The sequence below is a fragment of the Neobacillus mesonae genome (assembly GCF_001636315.1).
GTDB classification, from domain to species: domain Bacteria; phylum Bacillota; class Bacilli; order Bacillales; family Cytobacillaceae; genus Neobacillus; species Neobacillus mesonae.
The window spans coordinates 5427500-5450188 of sequence record NZ_KV440949.1 but is presented as its reverse complement, the minus strand read 5'-3'; the positions used below and the strand labels follow the sequence as shown (position 1 = coordinate 5450188).

Sequence of the window (22689 nt, the reverse complement as noted above, 5' to 3'; positions counted from 1 at the left end):
ACATAAAAATGGTCCCGTATCCATTTACGTTAGTCCAATCTTTCTTAAATATAGTATTATCAAGGTATAGAGCATATGACATATGAAATAATTTGGTGAAATAATAACTATGTAAATCGCAATATAAATAAGAGTTGAAAACTATTTTAAGCGAGTTGATAAGAATGAGAATAATCGGCATAGATCTTTCCGGACCCAGTAATCATAAAGATACCGTATTAACTGTTTTCAAACGGCAAGCTGGTCAATTAACGTTCATCAAACTTTTGAGCTACATCAGTGACATGGATATCTTAAATGAAATTAAATATCAAAGTCAGATTGATGAAGTTGTGATTGGAATCGATGCACCTTTGTCTTATCAGGATGGCGGGGGAGACAGACCGGGGGATAAACAGCTGAGGCAATTTATTGTCACATTAGGGATGAAGCCAGGGTCCATTATGGCACCGACTCTCAATCGAATGGTCTATCTAACCTTGAGAGGGATTAAACTTACTCGTGAAATTGAAAATCTTGAAACCAGAAATTCCGTTTCCGTTGTGGAAGTTCATCCTGGAGCAATTATTGGATCAAGGCTTTTATCAGAGGATTTGAATTATGTTTTAACCTATAAGCAGGATGTAACAGCCAGGATGTTTATCCGAAACTGGTTTAAGGAACAAAATTTGACCAATCTTCCTGATGTTGTTCAAGAAGAAAGTCATTCCATTGATGCCTGCGCAGCCGCATTAGGCGCCTGGCATTGGAAGGATGAATCACTTGAACCAAAGTGGCTCTATCCTGCCAATCCCCCGCTGCATCCTTTTGATTATAGTTGTTAGATTAATATAGTGGCGGTTTTCAGTTGTATAAAATAATTTAAGCAATCGGTGCTCGGCCATCTTTTCGATGTAGTAATATTTGTAACGGATTTATTACTTTAAAGAGAAATAAATTATTTGTAAAATAGTAGAGTAAAGGGAAATTCTGATACATAGAAGCTCATAAAGGAAGTGATAGAAAGATGCTGTATATTTGGAATATAGAGAAAATCATTGATGATACTTTAGAAAAGCACAATTTAAATATTAACTATGAAATAAACAATAAACTTGCCGTACCTATGAGTTATAATGTCTCGACAAATACAATTAAATTTAATTATCTTCAAGTTAATAGTTATATTAATAAATTCAGGATTAATGAGACAGATGAAAACTTTGTTAAAATTATTCTGTATCGTGTGTTAGGTTATTATTTTGATTTTAAGAAAAATAAACATGATCTTAGGATTTTAATGTATGGTGAAGACGATGAAATTAAAAAGCTTAAAACTATAATAGAGACGAATGCATGGGAATACGGAAGAACATTGGTTCCTGAGCAATTGTTAAGTTCATATGATCAAGTACGCGAATTGGATAAAACTCTAATTAATGGGAAATTAACGAATATATAGAATCACATCTACCTGATAAACTGTACGGGAATACCATCATCCTAATAGAAAGAAAACGCCATTCAATAGAGAATGACGTTTTTTGTTGATTATTTTTAGCTATTCAAAATCCGTAAAATAAATAACCTCTGAGAGGATTTTACACCCATTTGCTTTTTTATATTCCTCCCAAGCCTCATCCTTATTATCATATTCGAACATTTTGATACTATCTTTTAAATAAAGTGTTAAAATCCACACATTATCTTCCTCCTTGAGTATTAAGATAAAGTAATTAATCACTCAATATTTTCAAGAAACACGCCACAATACAAAATGTTCAGTTGTTATTAAGGTTGTTGAGAGGGATGCAACTAAAGCTATAAGAAATCCTTCATTTTCAGCACTTAATTAGCTACCGTTTTTCCGTAATATTTTCTTTAAAAGCTTATTGAAAAAATTGATCAAAAGTGATTGAAATCAGCCAGCCAAGAGCAAGTGCAATTGTTAGATATGTACCAATATAAAGTAATATTTCTGCCATATTTCCTCCTCATTCCATTTTCAAATGAATTTCAATGCACCCCTTCTAAGATAAAGCCATTATAACAAGAGATTCTTAAAAATATGTCGAAACAACCAACATTAACCTATTTGTAAATAGATTGTTAAATTTCTTATATAATTGCCACAACAGGATAGTGCACAGGATTTTATAAATGGGTAATATCTAGAATATTGTTATAGACTACGTTGATGAGGCTGAAGGGACTGGAAGGGGGATATGGTTAGTTTAATCATAGCAATTCAGTCATTTCACAATAAAAAATAATCCACCCTTGAGATTCATAGCTCAGGTGGATTATTTTCACCACAGTCGATCCCCTTTGAGGGAACCGTCTATTGCTGGACCGAACATGTTGCTGCATTCTTTAGTCTTTTTTAATTTATGAATTTCTTATGTTTACTATAACCGATGTATGTGAAAAAGAAACTATTTTAGATCACTTTTAATGGACTGCAGTTTTTCTGAATTTTCGTTTGAAACCGATTCTAATCCATATCCAGTAGAACTAATTTCCAGCACTTGCTCATTTTCTTTGCCCTTTAAGCTGCCGCTTGTTTGATTTTGAACATGATCAAAATTTTCTTTTTCCAAATGAAATACCTCCCTGTTAATTAATATATCGAAGGAATGTTACTCAACTCTTAATGTGTACAAGTTCTTCTATCATTTATTCAACAAAAACAAAGATAGTCCATTCTAGAAAATTTTGAAAAACAAAATAGAGATTTTCCAGCCAAACCAGTATAATCAGGAATGGGAGTTGAAATAAATGAACAAAAAAGACATCGCAAATATCCGCAAGGAATTTAAGCTAGACAATTATCGAATGAATATCCGAGAAATCTTCAATGTTTACGTAAAGAAAGAATCAGGAGAAATTTATCATCAGGTTTGCCAGCCGTTTCAAATGTTAGAACAGGAAACACAGGAGCTGTTTTTGGCCAACTTTAAAAAGGTGTTGACCGGCCATCTTGACGCCAAATTATTTGAGCTGAAGTTTAGGCGGGATGAGGACTACACTACACAAACGATTCTCTTTGAAGGAATTCAAGCTGAATCGGAGGATTGGCAGGATAACATGATTGACATCGTCGGAAAAATGTTTGCTCATGCCGTGTATGAATTTGATACAGTGGTTACATTTATTCGGGGAGAATATCGCAAACCGACGAAGAAACGAAATCAGGAATCCGAAGAGGGCGGGGATGATGAAGTTTACGCCAACCCGTTTATCCTTTGCAGCCTTAATAAAACCGACCTTCCGAAAAAAGCCTTGTTATTTGATTATATCGAAAAAGAATACAAGTCCTATCATATGGTCGATCCCATAATAAATTTAGACTCGCCTATGTCAGGATTCCTATTCCCAGCGTTTAACGACAATGCGGCAGATGTAAATCATATTCTTTATTGTGCGGGAAAGGTGAATCAGCCGGATTACACCTTTATTGAAAAGGTTCTGGACTGTGAAGATATTTTTACGGCACAGGATGATAAGGACTGCTTTGGTTTTATTTTAAAAGAAGTAATCGGGGACGAAGTGGACTCCAAGGTTATATCTAATGTTTATGAGGAAATCGATCGAGTGGTCCAAGAGAGTCAGGAAAAAGAAGAAAGTGAAGTCCCGACAATCGATCATCGTGACATCGAACGCATCCTAAAGGTCAGCGGCGTCGAAAATGTGGAAGCTGCAAAAGTGGAGCATGCATTCAAAAGTGTGGTCACGGATGAAAAGCATGAATTTAAGGCCACCAGTTTGGTCCCTAAATCTATAAAAATCGAGACCAAGATAGCAGATGTAACCATCAACCCGAAAGAGTTGAAAAATGTCAAATATATTACATACGAAGGAAAACGATGCTTGCTCCTAGAGGTAGATGAAGAGGTCGTCGTTGAAGGATTTAGACTAGAATCACAGACACTATTTAATGGTAATTAATCCATATTAATTACTGAGTTTATTCATTATGTAAATAGGGAAAACAATGCAGCATTTATCTTCTTACCGGACATTTTGCTGTATGTTCGGTCTTTTTTCTTTAATTTCATAAAAAACTTGTTTCATTAGGTCTGCATATGACAACAAAACGGTGTACATATGCAAACCTTTTTGTTTATTATCGTAAATATTGGCAGATAAACCAAATCAATTAGTAGCAAATGCAAACTAATTAGCTAAAATAATATTCAACTTACTTATAATATATTGGTAAAGTGATTTGAAACGTTGTTAAATCATCATTAGATTCGCATGTGATTTTTCCGCTGTGTCTTTCTACAATATTCTTAACAACGAATAAGCCGATTCCCGTACCTAACTTCTTTGTAGTATAAAATGGTTCAAAAATAAATTTGACAGCATCTTCATTTATAGTAGGACCATTGTTAGAAATAACAATTCTGATTTGATCATCATCAACATTTGTATGGATGCTAATTTTTCTCTGGTTTTCTTCTTCACTTACTGCATCAACAGCATTCATTAATAGGTTTAGGAAAACTTGCTTTAATTCATTTCTATCACCGGTTACTTTGGTATTGGCATCAATATTAGAAGTCACTTGAATATTACTATTAACAATACTTGGATATAAGAAATCAATTACTTCTTCTATTAAAAATTTAATCTTAATCTCTTCGTTTTTACTTTCATTTACGGTATTCATTTTTGAGGTGTGAAGGAATTGAGTTATTCTAAATTTCAGCTGGTCAAGCTCTTTACTAATAACATCCAAATATGGTAATCGTGGATGATCGTTTTTTAATAGCTTGATAAATCCAATCACCGAAGTAAGAGGGTTTCGGAATTCATGAACAAAGCTAGAAGACATTTGTCCAAGAATGGATAATCGGTCCTTATGGGTTTGTGAAATATATACGTTTTTTTCTTTTAGTTTCATATCTTTTAATTCAGTGTATTTTGAAACAGCATAATAACAGAATAAATCAAACTGGTTATTAATTAAGTCGACGATTGATTGTAACTCTTTCATTGCGATTCCAGAATGATTTACACATCTTACAATAATACTCCTGCCAAGATTCACATTATAAACAAATTCCCCAATGTTGATACCGGCTTCAACTCGCTCCTTAGCCACTTTGAAAGCCAATATTTTAAGATCATTCTTTGACATATTGTCTATAATTGAATTCGTTATTAACTCATACATTAAACGGCCGTTTTTTCTAATCAATTCAATTTTATCTTGATTTTTGTGGACAATGATTTGTTCTTCCCATAATTCTAAAAATGCTTGTTCATTGGTTTTAAGTATATGTACCAATGTATTATAACCGTTGACTTTTTGTAGTTTTACCTCCATAACAAGCCCGCTTTCTGTTTGAAAAAACATGGGATTTTTAAGCATATGGTTTTATTCCTGATAGAATCATACATAACAAGCTATTATAAAGAAAATATATCATAAGAGTTTGAATTTTTATACAGCGTATGTTGTCGAAATCTGCTGAGGCTGCTATTTTGATGTAAAAAATATTGCTAATTTAAAATCTGCTGCATCTGTCAGAATGTCAGATGGGATTAAAGTATAATGTATTGGGAAAAAGCAATCAACCTAAGTAATGATCTGAATATATTGAATAATAAAATAATGGTTGTTAAAATGTTACTATCATCTATATTTATCGTTAATACACAAGAAAGGATTACAAGGGATGAATTTTGAACATCTGAAAGTATTCCATATGGTAGCACGGGAAAAGAGTTTTTCAAAAGCAGCAAAAAACCTGCATATGTCTCAGCCAAATATCAGCCTTCAAATTCGGCAGCTAGAAGAATCAGTTCAAACAAAACTATTTAAGAGAACGACTAGAAAAGTAGATTTAACCCAAGCTGGAGAGATTTTATATCAATCGGCTGAAAAAATATTTACTATTATTCATCAAACCCAGAAAGATTTAACCTTGCTTTCTAACTCTACGCATGGTGTATTAAATATTGGTGCCAGTATGACGTTGGGAGAGCATATTTTACCTCAGTTGATAGGAAATTTCAAAAAGGAATTTCCTCACGTACAAATTGTATTGGACATTAATAATTCAGATCAGGTAATTGAAAAGCTGATTAATGGGAAAATTCAGATGGGATTTGTTCAATCCACGATAAACTACCCTGAATATCGTCAGCGTATCTTTTTTGAAGACGAATTAATCATTATTGCGGCGAATGATTTTGCCCTTCATCACGTGATGGATCAAAGTAGCAGCTTACGCCTTGATCAGATTTATAGCTTACCCTTTATTTGCCGCGAAGCAGGCTCGGGAACGAGACAATTATTTGAAGAACAATTAATCAAAAATCATATTGATCCTGCCAAATTAAATATTATCTTTGAACTTGATAATACCCAATCCATCAAATCAGCCGTAGAAGCTGGATTTGGTCTTTCGATCATTTCCAAAGCGTCAGTCCAACACGAACTGTCATTAAAAACACTCCGACAAATATCGATTCAAGGGTTAAATTTAAAGAGATACTTTTATTCAGTATATGATGAGAAAAAATTAACACCCGCCGGCGAAACATTTCTATCATTTATCCATAAGGAATGTCCATCGTGAAGATAGGACAATAAATGACATTGGGACCAGCTTTTTTAGTGGGTCTCTTTTTTGTTGTTAGATCTATTGGTCAGTCAGGAACGATTCATAAATATTTCAGATAAATCGGATATTATATCTGAATATATTGAATGTTTGAAATTCGTTGAAATTATTGAACTCCATCCAGTAATATTAAAACTACAAGCTCAACCTTTAAAGCTGAGTAAGTAAACCATGAACTAGATGGAGGGAAATCCATGGAGGAAGTAAAAAATCGAGAAAAGCAATCATCCGAGGTTAGCGTTCAAGAAACAGTTGGAGAAATGGTTAAAAAAGCAAGAGAAGCGATGAAGATTTTTTATCATTACAGCCAAGAGCAAGTCGATGAGGTAGTTCAAGCGGTTGCTTGGGCAATCTATAAACCCGGACATGCAGAATCACTGGCTGAATTAGCCTTAAGAGATACAGGTTTAGGCCGTTATGAAGATAAGGTCCTCAAAAAGCGACGCAAAACAATGGGGACACTGAGGGACCTTAAAGGAGCTAAGTCTGTCGGAATCATAAATACTGACGTTGCAAAGGGGATCACGGAAATCGCCAAACCGGTTGGAGTGGTAGCTGCGGTCGTACCTTCCACTAACCCAGGCGCTACACCAGCCAATATCGCGATGATGGCACTAAAAGGACGCAATGCCATTATCATCGCTCCATCACCTAAAGGACATTCCACAAGTCAACTACTTCTCAACTATATTCATGAAGAATTCGAAAAAATCGGTGCACCTAAAGATCTATTCCAAATACTCCCTGCCCCAGTGAATAAAGCAATTACAAAGGAATTAATGAGTCAGGCTGATTTTGTAACGGTAACTGGTTCTGCTAATAACGTTCATAATGGACAGACAAGCGGAAAACCCAATGCCTGTGTAGGAGCCGGCAACGTCGTGTCAATAGTCGACCTTACAGCCAATATCGAAGAGACTGCACGTAAAATTTTCCTAAGTAAAACTTTCGACAATGCCACGAGCTGCTCCAACGATAACTCAGTTGTGATTGAAGCTGCGGTTTATGATCAAATGATTAATGCACTAAAAAGACAAGGTGGATATCTTTGTAATGCTGAGGAAAAACATCGATTACAACAAGCGATGTGGGTAGATGGAAAAAGAAATTCCCGTACATTAGCAAAAGACCCTATTGTCATTGCCCAAGAGGCTGGACTGAATCATCCGGATGCTCAAACGGCAAATTTCTTTATGGTGGAGGAGACGGGAATCGGAAAGGATTATCCTTTTTCCGGTGAAAAATTAGCCGTTGTGTTAACAGTGTATAAAGCAGCCGACTTTCAAGAAGCAATTAAAATTTCAAAGGAAATTTTAAATTATCAAGGAAGGGGGCATTCTTGCGGTCTGCATTCTACTGATGAAAAGCATATTGAGCAAATTGGATATGAAATGGATGTTTGCAGGCTGTTAATTAACCAGGTCCAAGTGTTTGGCAATGGCGGTAATTTTAATAACGGGTTAAATTTCACCCTTTCAATGGGCGGTGGCTCGTGGGGCGGTAATAACATCGGAGAAAATTTATCCTATAAACATTTTCTAAATATCACCAGGGTCTCCCGAATTATTCCGGAAGTCATTCCAACAGAAGAAGACTTGTGGGGCAATTATTGGAATAAATACGGCAAATAAAGTGAGGTGTGACAATGAAATTATTTGAATACCAAGCAAAAGAACTGTTTGAACAAATTCAAATGCCAGTTCCACATCGTACGTTCATTGAAAGTCCCGATGAAATTGGAGAAGCAGTCAATCAGATAGGATTTCCCTGTGTTCTAAAAGCCCAAGTGCTGCAAGGGGGAAGAGGAAAAGCGGGACTAATCAAGCTTGTTTCTAATCCGGAGGAGGCGCACAGTCAAGCAGAAGCTATTTTTTCAAAAGCGAAAAATATGTCTGGACTGCTAATTGAAGAAGCCCTTCAAATCGACAAGGAGCTCTACGTCTCCATTACGGCAGACCCGGTGTCAGGCACCGCGATGATAATGGCATGTGCAGAAGGGGGAATAGATATAGAGGAGATTGCCAAAAACATCCCGGAAAAAATCCATAAAACCTATATTGACCTCTCAGAAGGCATCCAGACCTATCAGGTTCGTGGACTGCTTTATGAGATGGGACTAGATGATCAATTAATGAGTGCTGGGACAAAGATTTTAACAGATTTATATCATGTATTTAGAAACCACGAAGCGGAATTGGTGGAAATTAATCCATTGATCGTTACAAAAGATGGAAGATTAATAGCCGGAGACGGGAAAATAAGTATTGATGATAATGCTTTGTTTAGACATCCCCAATTTCAGGTGACAAGAGCTTATTACGAAAACGATGCAGAATATGAAGCGGCTGAAGAAGGGATTCCCTACATTCAATTTGATGGCAATATTGGGTTAATGTGTGCCGGTGCCGGATTAACAAACACTGTGTTTGATCTCGTAAATGATTACGGTGGAAGTGTAGCTAACTACCTGGAGTTTGGCGGTCCTAATTATCATAAAGCCAAAAAAGCAATGGAAATTATGATGAAAAATGATATTAATGTCTTGTTAATTGTCACGTTTGGGACGATTGCCAGAGCTGATGTCATGGCCGAAGGAATCGTGGAAGCCATTAAAGAACTGAAGCCACCGTTTCCAATAGTTGCTGCTGTGCGAGGAACGGGGGAAGAAAAAGCACATGAACTGCTGCGAAGTATGAACATTGAGCCATTAATTGATACTGAACAAGCGGTTATTAAAGCCATTGCCCTATCAGGAGGTATGAAACAGTGAGTATTATCTTGGATCAGTCCACACGTGTATTAGTTCAGGGGATTACCGGGAAGGAAGGGAGCTTCTGGACAAAGCATATGATGGATTACGGAACAAATGTTGTCGCAGGAGTGACCCCGGGAAGAGAAGGACAGAATGTTGCGGGGGTTCCAGTTTTTCATACTGTTAAAAGAGCTGTAAGAAATATTCCGGTTGACGCATCACTTCTGTTTGTACCCCCTCGTTTTGCGAAGGAAGCCTTATTGGAAGCACTTGAAGCTGGGATAAAAAAAGTAGTTATTTTGTGTGACGGCATTCCACTGCACGATGCCATCCAAATGAGGAAAGCGGCTTTAAATGCTGGTGCTATGGTTATAGGCGGAAACACTTCCGGTATCATTTCCATGGGTCAGGCCATGATGGGATTTTTTCCATATTGGTTAGAACGTGTTTATCGTCCGGGGCGAATCGGTATCATGACACGAAGCGGTTCTTTGACAAATGAAATAACAGCCGAGGTAGTAAGGACTGGCTTTGGAGCCTCCTCACTGATTGGAATCGGCGGCGACCCTGTGCCATTAACCCGATTTGCCGAGGTGCTCCCATTATTTCAGGAGGACCCGGATACGGATGCGGTTGTTTTGATTGGGGAACTTGGCGGAACAATGGAAGAAGAAGTGGCGGAAGCGATAGAAAAGAAAATTTTCACGAAACCGTTAGTAGCCTTTTTAGGGGGAAGAACGGCTCCAAAAGGGAAAAAAATGGGGCATGCCGGAGCCATTATCACAGCCGGGAAAGGAACGGTAAAAGACAAAATATTTGCCTTAAAAAATGCTGGGGCACTTGTTGCAGAAAGGCCAAGACAGGTTGGTATCCTATTAGAATCTGTTTTGACGTCAAAGATTTAGTTGTAAGCGCTTAAGAGGGTGGTATTCCAGATCCTTTTGAAAGGAATATTACCTTCCTTTTTAATAGATGGAATGTAAGCGTTTTAATTTTCGGCTGTTAAGTAAGGCGAATCCAATTATAGGGGGAAAGGTATGAAGAAAAAAATCACGGTTGGAAATAAGGTGTTATTTCTTTTATGTGCTATGTACTTCATTACCTATATCGATCGGGTTAATATTGCCACAGCAGCTCCATTTATGAAAGAAGATTTAGGTTTATCGACAACTCAAATGGGATTGGTTTTATCTGCCTTTGCCTATCCTTATGCACTTCTTCAGATATTTGGCGGCTGGATTGGGGATAAGACAGGGGCTAAGAAGACCCTTACATTTGTAGGACTCATTTGGTCTATTACTACTGCATTAACTGGGCTGGTAACAGGAATGGTTAGTGCTGTTTTAGTAAGAATAGGTCTTGGTTTTGGAGAAGGAGCCGCATTTCCTACAGCCACAAAGGCAATGGCACAATGGCTGCCAAAAGAGAAATTCGGGTTTGCCCAAGGGATTGTCCATTCAGCATCACGGCTTGGAAATGCAGTAGCACCTCCAGTTATCGCCTTACTCATCGTGGCCTTCGGCTGGAGAGAATCATTTTTTATCATGGGTGCCATTAGTATTTTGTGGATGGTGGTCTGGCATTGGTATTTTAAGGATAATCCAAAAGACCATCCCAAAATAACTCAAGAGGAATTAGCCCAATTACCTGTTTATGAAGAGAAGAGCCAGCAAAGCAAGAAGATTATTCCTTGGAAAAAACTATGCAAACGAATTCTCCCCGTTACCTTTGTCGATTTTTGTTACGGATGGACCCTATGGGTATATTTAACCTGGCTACCGTCGTTTTTATTTACTGCTTATAATTTGGATATTAAGAAATCGGCTTTATTTGCCGCAGGTATTCTTTTGTCTGGCGTCATTGGAGATACACTTGGAGGGGTATTATCAGACAAGATTTACGTGAGGACAAATAACCTGAAGCTTGCCCGCCGTTCCATACTTGTAGTAGGTTTAACCGGTTCCTTTATCTTTTTATTACCGACATTATTTGTGCATAATCTTACGTTGATTGCCATCTCAATGAGTTTAGCTTTCTTTTTCCTTGAGCTTTGTAATGCAAATCTATGGGCGATTCCCATGGATATCGCACCAAATTATTCAGGAACAGCAAGCGGGATGATGAACACCGGATTTGGTGTGGCCGGTATGTTGTCCCCGGTTGCATTTGGATTTTTAATTTCCCTTTCCGGTAACTGGCAGGTTCCATTTATTATGTCTGTCTTGTTATTGTTAATCGGTGTATTTGTAACACTAACGATTGACCCGTCCAAAAAATTGGAAGATGAAACCGAACATCATGGGACGGATATATCAAGTCAAATTTAGGTTAAATGATCTTATCAATAAAAAGTAGAAAAACTTTAGAACAAAAAACAGCTGCATACTACAGCGGCTGTTTTTTACTTTCGTTCATCCGTAAATCGCTCGGTTGGGCCACAATGATAATTATTGCGGTGGCTATACTTGGCAGTTTCCTTACTGCCAGTTTCAGTGATGAAGGTAAGGCAGATGAAGTGGTGGCAAATCGAATCAGTAAAGCAACTATTGCTGAAGAGACATTATTTGAGGATGAAACCAATGCAAATATTCAAGCAAGAGATTTTAAAGTGTCAAACGCTGGACCAGATGACGGGGAGGCGCGGATGTTGATTTGGGATTTTAACAAAGTGGACTTGGATGAAGTAGCCATAACGATTAATGGTGTCCCTATAAAAGAAAAATTGATACTATCAGACAAGGCTGCAGCGATTAGCATCCTTGTACCTAGTAAAGTGACCGTTAGCGGAGTGAAAGACAAGGGAGGGGGAATCTCTTACGCCGTTAAATTTCCTAATATCGAAATGACTTATTTTAATGTCGTAACGGAAGGGCAATCGAATACCTATACTGTATTGCCCCGACCTTAGAATTCAATGTAAGAAGGCTAAGCATTTTTCCAGCTGTAATTTTATGTAATTGGAAAGGACAGGTCCGTATAACCTGTCCTTTTTGATGGAGTAAGCATCTTTATTAGTTGTTAATTCGCTTTCCTTTTACGAATAAAGAATAAAAAGCCTGCCGCCATAATCATAACTCCAGCAATAATGCCATTTACATTGTTGGTAGCGGTTTCTGGCATTTGTCCGCCTGCATTTTCACCATCGCCAACAGTTCCTCCATCAGTTGCTGGTAATAAACGATCTGTGGCCCAATTCCAAGTTGTTTTATCTGGTGCACCAGTTAGATCTTCACAAGCTAATCCGTCTCCATCCCGATCCAAATCATCTACATTATTAGTTGGACTTCCACCTTTTTGTTCGAAATACGTCTGTGCTTCATTCCATGTAGAAAAATCAGGACAATTCTTATCACCTTGGGCACTTACATTTTGTAATCCAAATACAAAGACAAAACTAGTCATTAATAATGAAAGTAACGCTTTTTTCATTTCGTTATCCTCCTATGTAGTTCTTACTCCATCTTCAATGATTACTTTCCTCCATTTCTTCTATTTTTATTCCAAAAATTGTTTTGATAGGGGGAATATTCATAAATTGGAATGAGATAATAGGATTGTATAATGCTTGAGGTGATGTTTGTGGTAAACCGATGGATTGGGATTTGTTTCATATTAGCAGGTGTTATAATTGGGAGCTTCAACTATCTCGAGTGGCGGGTCGGCCGGTCTGCGGCAAAAGAAATGACAAAAGACGAGATAAAGCAGTATAAAGAAGGAGATGAACAAGTTCAGGCCAAGTTCCCTGAATCCAATATCATAGAGCAAAAGCCGAGCTCGCAGGTTCATCATATTCAGGGGGAAAAAGTAGCGATGTTAGTGGTTCCAACCGTTGGACAAAAGTTTTCCGTCTACTGGGGAGCTGATCAAAAGGTCTTAAAAAAAGGTGTCGGTATGTATATAAGTCCATTCACTACAACTCCAAATGGCGGCGGGCATACAGTCCTAAGCGGTCATCGTGATACCGTGTTTTACCGGCTTGATGAGTTAAAGGAAAATGAGATCCTAAAGCTTGAATATGCTGGCTCTTTATTCACCTATAAAATCAAAAAAATATGGATTACGGATCCACAAGACCGAACAGTTATTGTCGAAAAAGAAGCCCCTACATTGACCATAACAACTTGTTACCCTTTTAATTACGTAGGAAACGCTCCAAAAAGATATATTATTGAAGCAGATTTGTTATATAAGGAAGAGTCTGGTAAGACTGTTTTGAAAGGAAATATTAACTGGGGCTATAATGGGACTTCCGCTTCATGAAGTCCCATCACCTTCTATTTTTTCAATTCATTTATAATTATTTCGAAATTTATATCAGCAATCGCCTCATCCAATAGAAAACGATATTTAATCTCACTAACTAAATTTTGCAATCTTTCACTAGCATTTGATAAATCTTCTTTTTTATGGAAGACAGAATATAACGTAAGGTCACGAAGCTTGAAAAACAATGGTATTTGTTGAATCCAATAGGGATCAAGTTCATTCTCTTCGTAATATCCTTTTAAAAAATGCGATGCAAAGTTTTGGGCAAACCGTGAACGTTCTTCCTTAGTTTTCAATTTCGTTTGGAACCACACCGCATAATAAATGGGAATCGCAATATCGCTGGCAAACCAATGATAGGAGCAATCATCGAAATCAAATACCTCGATTTTGTTGTTATCTATAAAAAAATTTCCTGAATGAATATCCGAATGGATTAAACCATAGGAGTCGGGACCTTTTTCAAGGTTCTGAAACTGTTGAAGCAACTCTTTCCCTTTTTCAATCAGCTCTTGATCATCAGCAGGTAAATATGATTCTAGTAAAAGTATATCATCCTCATCCCATTCAGGCCTTTTGGTGATATGGTCTGGTTTTTGATAGGTTTTAGTGGCATGATTCATTTTCCCAACTAACTTTCCCCATTCATAAAACAAGGCATCATTGAAATCGTCAGTTTGAACCTTTTGCCCGTCTGCTTTTTTAAACAGACAGGCGAAGAAGAAGGTGTCTTCGGCAGGTAAAACCTCGACATATTTTCCATTGATGGATGGATGGGCACGACATACGTTTACCTTTTGATTCGCCAAAAAATTCAGCCAATCCAGTTCTGATTCAATTTGATCCTTTGAACGGTGGGAGCTGTGGGTTAATCGAAGCACAAAAGGGGTTCCATTTCGATCAACCTCGAACACATAATTTTCAAAATCCCCAAGCTTTTTGGGTTCTTTTTCTGATGCATCAAATAAAGATAAAGCTTTTTTTAAAAGATCTTCCGTAAATAATCTTGAAACTGATTCTTCCATCGATTTGTCCTCATCTTTCCTTTACTGTAAGAAAATTCTATTTAATTATTGGCCAATCGTCAACCTTAAATTTATAATTTATAAAATTTTCCTCATTTTAAAGAAGGTGACATTTTTTGCAATCAATTAGTTTAGTTTTATATAATATTTATAACATATTAGAAAGGAATGACAGGTCATTTTTCTTACTATCCTTTATGCTGCGGTATTTATGATTGGAATTTTTTATTTAGTACGAAATCTAGTAAATTTGAAAATGACGGCGGCTATCTCTAAAGATGCCCTGTATCCTAAAAATGAAGAAGACTTTTCAGGGATGATTATTCCAAATGAATGGAAAGAAATGGAGCCGATTTCCAAGAAATCAAAGTCTTACCGATATGTAAAATGGGGGACTATCGCAGTCCTTTGTACGCTAATTGTTTTATTGGTGATAGCCTTAACAACCGATTGGCTGAAGGAATCCTATATAAGTTTAGCTTCATTGTTTTTCCTGGTTCTGAATGCAGTTCGTCATCCAGGCAGCCTTTATATTTTACCAAAAGGGATTATACTTAATGGTAAATTTGTGTTTTTTCATGAGATTAAACATTTTGAGACAGAACAAATTGTCCGTTGGCACCACTTGTATGGTCTTGATGAAAAGGTAAACAATGCCTATAAATTAACATTTAAACTGAAAAGGACCATTTTTCAGCCTGAAATCATTGTCGTGAGGACCGCAGCTCAGCTTGAACAGATTACTTCTTTGCTTGAGCAAAGAGGGGCACATTATAAGGAGAGCGTCCCAAAAGAAGGGGCTTGACCTGCTCGTTGTACATTTTAGTGTGATCTGCAGTAAAAGCAGATTTACAATCACGCTATATTGGAGTTCCTAACCTCATCATTGAAATCCTTAGAACCCTTAAACCAGTCACATGTCTTGATTACTAAATTAAATTTGTATAGGAACGATGGTGTTCAAGAATACTGGATATAAAATAATCCACCTAAGATTGGGTGGATTATTTTCATTTCGCAAATTTCGGAAACACATGCTGCCAGCTAAGGAGTAACCGAGACCAAAAAACATATTCAAGAATTCTTATTTTTTGATCGGCGGAATGTTACTTTCTATTTGAAATGGAAGAGAATTGATTTCTTTTTTATTTTCATAAAACTGCTCATTGATTTGATGATTTGCCGTTTCTACCTCGGAATCCCCTCGAAAATGCCTTGAATCATTGTCATTAAATATTTCGTCCATTTGTTGATTGGCTTCAATCGCTTCATTCTCTTTTTTCACCGTGTATACACCTCTTTGATAAAAAGTTTATTATATTTTGCCCGAACTAGTAAAAAGATCCCGCTTTTTAAAAGATTTTTGAATATGAAAATTGACCATAAATTTTTACTAAATTATTGGGAATAACATTAAAAGATTAATGCTAATAGAATGATGAAATGGCGAAAGGAAGTTACAAGTTGAACAACAGTTTTTATCCAAAAGAAAATATCCATTATTTTAATCAGTTAAAACAATATGCTCCCGAACAGTTTCAAGCTTTCTCTGACTTTAACGCAGCCGTATTTAAAGAAGGAGCCCTTACAAAAAAGGAAAAACAAATCATTGCAGTAGCGATTGCGCACGTCACGGAGTGCCCTTATTGTATTAATTCCCATACACGCAGCGCTAAAGCGGAGGGTGCTACACTTGAGGAATTGGTAGAAGCAGCGTTTGTGACAGCTGGGGTTGAAGCGGGGGGAGCGGTTACCCATAGCACACACATGCAAAATGCTATGGATGCTGAAGGAGACGATACCCTTTATAAACGATCGAATCTAAAAAAATTAGGACGTTTAAGTAAATATGCTTCTGAAGGCTTCAAAGGGTATTTAGGATTCAGCTCTGTTGTTATGAAAGCAGGAAAACTAAGTGCCAAATTGAAAGAAATTATCGCTGTTGCAGTCGCTCATGCTACCGAATGTCCTTATTGCATTGATGTACATACGAAAAATGCGCAAAAACTTGAAGCGACGCATGAGGAGTTATCAGAAGCCATATTAATTACTTCTGCATTATTGGCCGGTGGGGCATATACCCACATTGCGAACATGATTGAAAGCTATGGGGAATAGTAGTTGGTTCTAAATTATACTTTAAGGAATTTCAAACTAGGAAGTTAAATGGATTTTGTGTAATTTGAAAAAGATTATTTAGATTAAAAACGGTTCTATTGCTCCTTCAGTAGGAATGAACCAATAGAACCGTCTACATGTTTTATTGAGCTAAATCAACAAGTTTCTTGGCAAAGTTATTTATGAGCTGCTTGCTGTCCGCTTTGCTGTAGCCGTTTAGTAGTAGGGAGAAGGCTAGCAGGTCGCCATCTTTTGTTTTGATGTATCCTGAAAGTCCTGGCATGTCTTCGCGGTTTTCCATCATTCCGGTTATAAATCTGTTGTCTTCATGTGTATTTTTCAGAGAGTCATAAAATACTTGGAACGTTGGTTTTCCAGTTTGCGCTGCTAATAAAGTCGCCACTTGTTCAGCTGATATTTGTGTATATTTAGTCCATCCAGAACCATCCATCATGTCAAATGGAGTGGAAATGACTTTGTTCATCATCGTATGAACAGTATCAATTCCGTCATCAAATGTTCCTTTACCATGGATCAAGCCGCCAAGTGTTCGAATGATCATTTCTGCGGTGAAATTATCATTATGGTGATTCATATACTTGACGATTTCAGCTAAGGTTGGAGACTCATAGGTTTTTACAAGGCTGGCATTTGAAGGCATTGCCGCACTTACAACTTGACTATGAGGGCTGACGTTAACTCCAGTCTCTTTTAACTTATTTTTTAAAACGTAACCTGTATAAAGATGAGGAGCATCGATTGAAACATCTTTAAAGCCTTTTTCAGTTCCCGCAGGCAGTGTTCCCGAAATTTCTATGGTGTTTTCACCGCGCACTCGTTTGAATGCTAGCGTATTTTCACTTGAGGACCCTCCGGTTATGGCTGTATTCACAATTTTGATTTCCTTTAAGTTGGGCTCCACGGTTATGGAAATGTTTTTACCAATTTTTCCAGGTTCGTATTGGAGCCTGACTGTGCCCTGATTGACGGAAAGTGCCGTAATTTGCGGCTGGAATGGTTCACTTTCATAGTCCCATGTCCATCCCGCTGGATACACATCCTCCGTGAAAAATTGATGATTGACCATAATGTTTCCTTTCACAAGATGAATGCCCGCATTCTTTATGTCTTCTGCGAATCCTTCAACCGTAGGACCATTTAGATCTTGCCGTTTGCTGTCAGATGCGATGGTTGGGTCACCATATCCTTTGACAATAATGTCCCCGTTCAATACTCCATCTGTGATAGTTCCAGATGTATAAAGCTCTGTTTTAAAGCGGTAGTTTTGCCCAAGATTTTCAAAGGCACTTGCCGATGTTAATAACTTGACACTGGCTCCCGGCGTCAGCAGGGATTGCGGATTTCGGGCATAAAGAACTTCCTTGTTCTTCGTCGAATAGATCGCGGCACCTTTGATAATCCCTTTAAATGCCGGATCATCCAAAATTGGATCAAATTCTTTAGCCAAAGGATAATTTTGCGGATCAGGATTGCTGGCCGGCGGATTTGGCAGCTCCGGATATTGTGCTAATGCAATCGCGATTTGATTTTGTAAAGTGGTTGCGAAAGCACTTTTATAAATGCCATTGAGTAAAATTGAAAACGCAAAGGTTTTTCCGTTTTTCGCCGTCACATAACCTGCAAGCGAGTTGACTCCGCTCATACTGCCTGTCTTAGCCTTTACATTTCCTTCTGCAGCGGTGCCCTTCATGCGATTTTTCAATGTGCCATCTTTACCGGCAATCGGCAGAAATGAAATAAAACGGTCTCGTTCCGGCCCGTTATACATGCTGTTCAGCAATTGAATATAGGCATGAGGGGAGATATGATCCATGCGAGTCAGACCAGATCCGTCCTTTTGGATAAAATCATCCTCAAGACCTAAATCCTTTACTAGGAAACGATGAATCACGTCGATCCCTGCAGCTGTTGAGCCCGTACCGGCTTCTTTGGCACCAAGCAGCTTGGTGAACATTTCTGCGTAAAAATTATTACTGTCTTTCACCATCAGGGTTAAAATATCATCTAATTTTGCTGATTCTACAGATCCAGCTAAACGTGCATTATCAGCCGCTGTACCTTTTTTAACAGCAGAATTATTTTTAAAAGTAATGCCATGTTTTACGAGTAAATCCCGAAATACAGTGCCTGTAAATGGTGCCGGGTCATGGATGGTGCGTGTAACGGTGTAGCCGATTGCTGAATAATCCTTCCCAATTGTCCCGCTGATGGCGATTTCATTTTTTCCAAGGGTTCGGTCAATGGTTAACGATACTTTATTTCCATCTACCGTTTTTGCCTTGTTAACAACGGTCACATAGTCAGGTGCAGGAGCAATGGTAACTGATGGAGTATCGCCAATTTGTTTGCCCGGTCGAACGTTAACATTCACAGTGTTTTCTTTTACGGATAGGGCGCTCATTTGCGTAGTATAGCTGTAAGGCTCATCATCCCACATCCATTCTTCACCTAACCGCTGGTCATCAAAATAACTTTCATCTACGATGATGTTGCCATTCACCTTATGTATATTTTGATCAGCCAGGCTATGAGCTAATGTTTCTAGTTTTTCAATTGTTAGTGTCGGATCGCCGTAGCCTTTTAAGATAACATCCCCGTTAAGCACACCGGAATTACTTAAATTTCCAGTAGTAAACACTTTAGTAGGGATGGTCATATCTTTAGGCCATTTGGTTACCGCTGCAGCAGTGATCAGAAGCTTAAAGATTGATGCCGGTACAAATGTTTTGTCAGCATGGTAAGAGGCGAGAGTATTGTCATCATCAAGCGAATACACTTCATACCCAACAGACATTCCTTCACTATTGGGGTTGCTGCTTAACGGTTGAACATACGACTGTAGCAGATGGCTTAGTATTTCCTCCTGAGTCGTCTCTGCTTGTACTGGCATAACAATGGAAATCACGAGCAAGAGAGTTAAAAGGACTGCACAATTCCTTACTTTCCATCGATTCATTAAAAAAATTCTCCTTTCGTTTAAATAATAGTGTTAAAGATTAAATATTTCGACAATTATATGCGTATTCCTACTAAAACTTTTAAAAAAGTAGAAAAGTATCAGAAGCGACGTTGACTTGATTCCTATAAAAGATAAAAAGGTGAGGATGCGAGAAAATAGAATCACTTTTTTCTAGACCAGGAGACCTACTTGAAAAAAATGTCTAAGCACAAATACTTTTTTATTTGTAAAACACTTTATAATTATTTGATTCGCTTTTTTGGTCACTTTCTCCTTTCATTTTAGTTATCTAGATATCCTTTGACACCTTCTTTTCCATAATCATTAGTTTTGGATGTATGCCTAGTAAGTCATTAGAATTTACAAAATATTAACAACAATCAAATATCCTTTTTACGATAATTTAATAGATTCTATAAAGTTGGCCTATAAAATAGTTGTTGATATTAAAGAAAGGTGTGGATAAGATGAGAAAAGTACCAATTATATTGGCGGTGATGTTTTTGATTGTCTCACTTACTTCGTTGGGAAGCAGTGCTTTTGCAGAAGAACAGGAATTCCCACGAGGAGAATCGGTTGGTGTAAAGGTTATGTCTTATAACATTCATCACGGTGTTGGGGAAGACGGAGTTTTGGATTTAGGACGAATTGCTCAAATGATCGAGGAGGCAAATGCAGATATTATTGGGCTGCAGGAAGTGGATAATCACTGGTCAAGCCGTAGTGATTTTCAAGATCAGGCAAAAAAGCTGGCAGACCGGCTTGGAATGTTCTATACTTATGCCGCAAATCTTGACCTGGAGCCGATAAATCCAGGGGAGCCCCGCCGTCAGTATGGGACAGCGATTTTAAGTAAATATCCAATTTTAAAATCGGTAAATCACCAACTTTCAAAAATCGGAAATACTGAGCAGAGGGGATTACTGGAAGCTTCTATTAACGTGAAAGGAAACCACTTTCATGTTTACAATACGCACTTAGCTTTAACTTCAGCAGAACGCCAAATCCAAATTGAGGAAATAATTAATATTGCGAGTAGGTCAGAAGGCCCAAAAGTAATTTTAGGTGATCTAAACGCAACACCTGAAAGCAACGAAATGAAGTTGTTGTATTCTAATTATCAAGATACTTTTGCTGAAGAAAACAAAGCAAATACGTACCCTGCAATAAATCCTACAAAAAGAATCGATTATATTTTCAGCTCCAATAATTTAGAAACAAAAGTGGCCAGAGTCATTAATACGCTTGCATCGGATCATCTTCCAATAATGACTGAGCTAGTATTAGAACGTAACGATCCTTTTAACAACGGAAATAAGTAATTCTGATTCCTTCGCTTCTTGCGGAGGTTTTTTTTTCACGCCTTCCAATGGGAACTACTAAGAAATTATTACGAGCTGAATGAGCTTAGAAGAAAATATCTGCTTGAATTGATTAAATGTAATTAATTAATTTCTATTTTCATAATATATTTGTGCAAGTTTTGTTTTTTTACTAGCTTTATGTATTCGAAAGGGGAGAATTTTATAAATTTAAAAATATTGAGTATAAATAAAAGCCTTAAGCCTCCCTACATGAGTTCCCGAAGACTCTGGAAGAACTTTAATAAATAAAATGAGGTGACATTATGTCTAAAATATATGATGTAATCATTACTGGTGCCAGGTGTGCAGGTACCACTCTAGCCATATATCTTTCGAGAGCGGGTTATAGGGTGTTATTAGTTGATCGTACAGAGTTTCCTAGTGATACGTTATCCACTCATACTTTTTTTAACAATACTACAGCGATTCTTCGTGAGCTCGGAGTGATGGATCAATTATTAGAAACCAATACACCATCGGTACGGGATATAAAATTTCAGTTTGATGATACCGTTATCGAAGGAGTCATTCCAATGGTTCATGGAGAGGACAACTGTTACTGTATCAGACGTACATATTTTGATCACGTAATGATTGAGAAAGCCCGTTCTGAACAAAACGTAACCATTTTGGAGAAGTTTCGTGTGACGGGTGGTCTCTATGATGGCGATACCATTATCGGTGTTAAAGGGTTAGATACTCTCGGCATCGAACAACAGTTCCGGGCGAAAATTGTCGTTGGAGCGGATGGCCGTTCTTCAACTATTTGCAAATTAGCAAAAAGTAAATTGAAAGCAGCGGAGAAAGCAAATGCTGCTATTTTTTATGGTTATTACGCAAACTTTCAAAAAGAGGATGTACCGAAATTTGAGGTTTATAAAATAAAAGAACATACTGCGATTCTTTTTCCGACAAGCGATGATTTATATGTGGTAATCGGTATACTTCCATTGCAAAACAAAGCATGGATTGAGAGGATAAGAACAAATCCTAAAAGTGGTCTTTACGACTATTTAATGGGTAATTTTAAAAATACAACGATTCCAGAGCATTTGCGGTCTGCACAATTAAAGGAAGCAATCAAAGGAATCGTAGGATATGAAAATTACTGGTATCAAGGAATGGGAAAAGGCTGGGCGTTGGTAGGAGATGCAATAAGCTTTAAAGATCCCAGCATGGCTCAAGGAATGCATGATGCAATTTATGGGGCTAGAATTTTATCGACTGTTTTATCAAATCATCGTGATTGGAACAGTCAGTGGGAGATCATGGCTGATGAATATCAACAACTAATGGAAAAGGAGTTTATGATTCGATTTCAAATGGGCTGTCAAATCTCAAAGAATGAACCGATAACCAAGCAACAAGCAGCGATGTACAAACTCATTCGTTCACATCCAGGATTGATACAAAAGTTTTTAGGAATTTACAATTATGCAAATGAACCCGCGGATTTGGAAAGGGAAATGAAAAATATTATTCAGCCGTAGCTGTAGCTATAGATAATTTTTCAGTTAAGCGGTAATTTTTAAATTATATATTATTAATAATTGAAAAAAATAATAGA

Annotated in this window: 21 protein-coding genes; 14 read left to right on the top strand and 7 right to left on the bottom strand. The window is 37.4% G+C overall.

Annotated elements, in window-relative coordinates:
- Positions 1–164 precede the first annotated feature (164 nt).
- Positions 165–824, top strand: a complete 660-nt coding sequence (locus A6749_RS25660; RefSeq protein ID WP_066399349.1) for a DUF429 domain-containing protein — start codon at positions 165–167, stop codon at positions 822–824.
- Positions 825–1006: 182 nt separating this feature from the next.
- Complete coding sequence (locus A6749_RS25655; protein ID WP_066399346.1) at positions 1007–1441, top strand: hypothetical protein; 435 nt, start codon at positions 1007–1009, stop codon at positions 1439–1441.
- A 99-nt stretch (positions 1442–1540) separates the two neighbouring features.
- Here A6749_RS25655 and A6749_RS28700 read toward each other — a convergent pair whose 3' ends face one another.
- Complete coding sequence (locus A6749_RS28700) at positions 1541–1681, bottom strand: hypothetical protein (protein ID WP_169809869.1); 141 nt, start codon at positions 1679–1681, stop codon at positions 1541–1543.
- 733 nt (positions 1682–2414) lie between these two features.
- A complete protein-coding gene (locus A6749_RS28505) occupies positions 2415–2579 on the bottom strand; it encodes a hypothetical protein (protein ID WP_161487172.1) in 165 nt (54 codons plus the stop codon).
- Between the two features lie 178 nt (positions 2580–2757).
- On the opposite strand from A6749_RS28505, the gene A6749_RS25650 reads away from it, so the two are divergent.
- Positions 2758–3927 carry a DUF4317 domain-containing protein gene (locus A6749_RS25650; RefSeq protein WP_066399345.1) on the top strand — a complete coding sequence of 390 codons (1170 nt, stop codon included), beginning with the start codon at positions 2758–2760 and terminating at the stop codon, positions 3925–3927.
- A gap of 253 nt (positions 3928–4180) precedes the next feature.
- Here the strand turns inward: A6749_RS25650 and A6749_RS25645 are convergent, their stop codons facing one another.
- Positions 4181–5359 (bottom strand): histidine kinase N-terminal domain-containing protein, encoded by a 1179-nt coding sequence (locus tag A6749_RS25645; RefSeq protein ID WP_236719735.1) that lies wholly within the window; start codon positions 5357–5359, stop codon positions 4181–4183.
- Positions 5360–5666: 307 nt separating this feature from the next.
- Here A6749_RS25645 and A6749_RS25640 point away from each other — a divergent pair, with 307 nt between their 5' ends.
- The 6 genes from A6749_RS25640 to A6749_RS25615 all read left to right on the top strand — a co-directional run bounded on the left by A6749_RS25640 (position 5667) and on the right by A6749_RS25615 (position 12277).
- Positions 5667–6572 (top strand): selenium metabolism-associated LysR family transcriptional regulator, encoded by a 906-nt coding sequence (locus A6749_RS25640; RefSeq protein ID WP_066399337.1) that lies wholly within the window; start codon positions 5667–5669, stop codon positions 6570–6572.
- Positions 6573–6811: 239 nt separating this feature from the next.
- Positions 6812–8248, top strand: coding sequence for an acylating sulfoacetaldehyde dehydrogenase (gene sauS, locus A6749_RS25635; protein ID WP_084797984.1), 1437 nt, complete (start codon positions 6812–6814; stop codon positions 8246–8248).
- Between the two features lie 14 nt (positions 8249–8262).
- A complete protein-coding gene (locus A6749_RS25630; protein ID WP_066399328.1) occupies positions 8263–9387 on the top strand; it encodes a succinate--CoA ligase subunit beta in 1125 nt (374 codons plus the stop codon).
- Positions 9384–10274: a succinate--CoA ligase subunit alpha gene (gene sucD / locus A6749_RS25625; RefSeq protein WP_066399326.1), complete on the top strand. Its 891-nt coding sequence runs from the start codon at positions 9384–9386 to the stop codon at positions 10272–10274. Before A6749_RS25630 ends, sucD begins: the two co-directional genes overlap by 4 nt.
- 132 nt (positions 10275–10406) lie before the next feature.
- On the top strand, positions 10407–11696 hold the full coding sequence (locus A6749_RS25620) for an MFS transporter (protein ID WP_066399324.1): 1290 nt from the start codon (positions 10407–10409) through the stop codon (positions 11694–11696).
- A gap of 113 nt (positions 11697–11809) precedes the next feature.
- The gene (locus tag A6749_RS25615) at positions 11810–12277 is read left to right on the top strand and encodes a hypothetical protein (protein WP_066399316.1); all 468 of its coding nucleotides are present in this window, start codon (positions 11810–11812) and stop codon (positions 12275–12277) included.
- A gap of 110 nt (positions 12278–12387) precedes the next feature.
- Here the strand turns inward: A6749_RS25615 and A6749_RS25610 are convergent, their stop codons facing one another.
- On the bottom strand, positions 12388–12798 hold the full coding sequence (locus tag A6749_RS25610) for an LPXTG cell wall anchor domain-containing protein (RefSeq protein WP_066399313.1): 411 nt from the start codon (positions 12796–12798) through the stop codon (positions 12388–12390).
- A gap of 144 nt (positions 12799–12942) precedes the next feature.
- Between A6749_RS25610 and A6749_RS25605 the strand changes: the two genes are divergently transcribed.
- Positions 12943–13629 carry a class D sortase gene (locus tag A6749_RS25605; protein ID WP_084798103.1) on the top strand — a complete coding sequence of 229 codons (687 nt, stop codon included), beginning with the start codon at positions 12943–12945 and terminating at the stop codon, positions 13627–13629.
- Positions 13630–13643: 14 nt separating this feature from the next.
- Here the strand turns inward: A6749_RS25605 and A6749_RS25600 are convergent, their stop codons facing one another.
- Complete coding sequence (locus A6749_RS25600; RefSeq protein ID WP_066399304.1) at positions 13644–14660, bottom strand: phosphotransferase enzyme family protein; 1017 nt, start codon at positions 14658–14660, stop codon at positions 13644–13646.
- Between the two features lie 211 nt (positions 14661–14871).
- Between A6749_RS25600 and A6749_RS25595 the strand changes: the two genes are divergently transcribed.
- On the top strand, positions 14872–15465 hold the full coding sequence (locus A6749_RS25595; protein ID WP_084797983.1) for a hypothetical protein: 594 nt from the start codon (positions 14872–14874) through the stop codon (positions 15463–15465).
- A 279-nt stretch (positions 15466–15744) separates the two neighbouring features.
- Here A6749_RS25595 and A6749_RS25590 read toward each other — a convergent pair whose 3' ends face one another.
- Entirely contained in the window at positions 15745–15945 is a 201-nt protein-coding gene (locus A6749_RS25590) for a hypothetical protein (protein WP_066399301.1), read from the bottom strand.
- Positions 15946–16124: 179 nt separating this feature from the next.
- Between A6749_RS25590 and A6749_RS25585 the strand changes: the two genes are divergently transcribed.
- Positions 16125–16778: a carboxymuconolactone decarboxylase family protein gene (locus tag A6749_RS25585; protein WP_236719734.1), complete on the top strand. Its 654-nt coding sequence runs from the start codon at positions 16125–16127 to the stop codon at positions 16776–16778.
- A gap of 142 nt (positions 16779–16920) precedes the next feature.
- Here the strand turns inward: A6749_RS25585 and dacB are convergent, their stop codons facing one another.
- Entirely contained in the window at positions 16921–19755 is a 2835-nt protein-coding gene (gene dacB / locus A6749_RS25580) for a D-alanyl-D-alanine carboxypeptidase/D-alanyl-D-alanine endopeptidase (protein ID WP_066399296.1), read from the bottom strand.
- Between the two features lie 470 nt (positions 19756–20225).
- On the opposite strand from dacB, the gene A6749_RS25575 reads away from it, so the two are divergent.
- Together A6749_RS25575 and A6749_RS25570 are read left to right on the top strand one after the other, a co-directional pair.
- Positions 20226–21080 (top strand): endonuclease/exonuclease/phosphatase family protein, encoded by an 855-nt coding sequence (locus tag A6749_RS25575; RefSeq protein ID WP_066399294.1) that lies wholly within the window; start codon positions 20226–20228, stop codon positions 21078–21080.
- A 305-nt stretch (positions 21081–21385) separates the two neighbouring features.
- Positions 21386–22612 carry an NAD(P)/FAD-dependent oxidoreductase gene (locus A6749_RS25570; RefSeq protein WP_066399291.1) on the top strand — a complete coding sequence of 409 codons (1227 nt, stop codon included), beginning with the start codon at positions 21386–21388 and terminating at the stop codon, positions 22610–22612.
- Positions 22613–22689 lie beyond the last annotated feature (77 nt).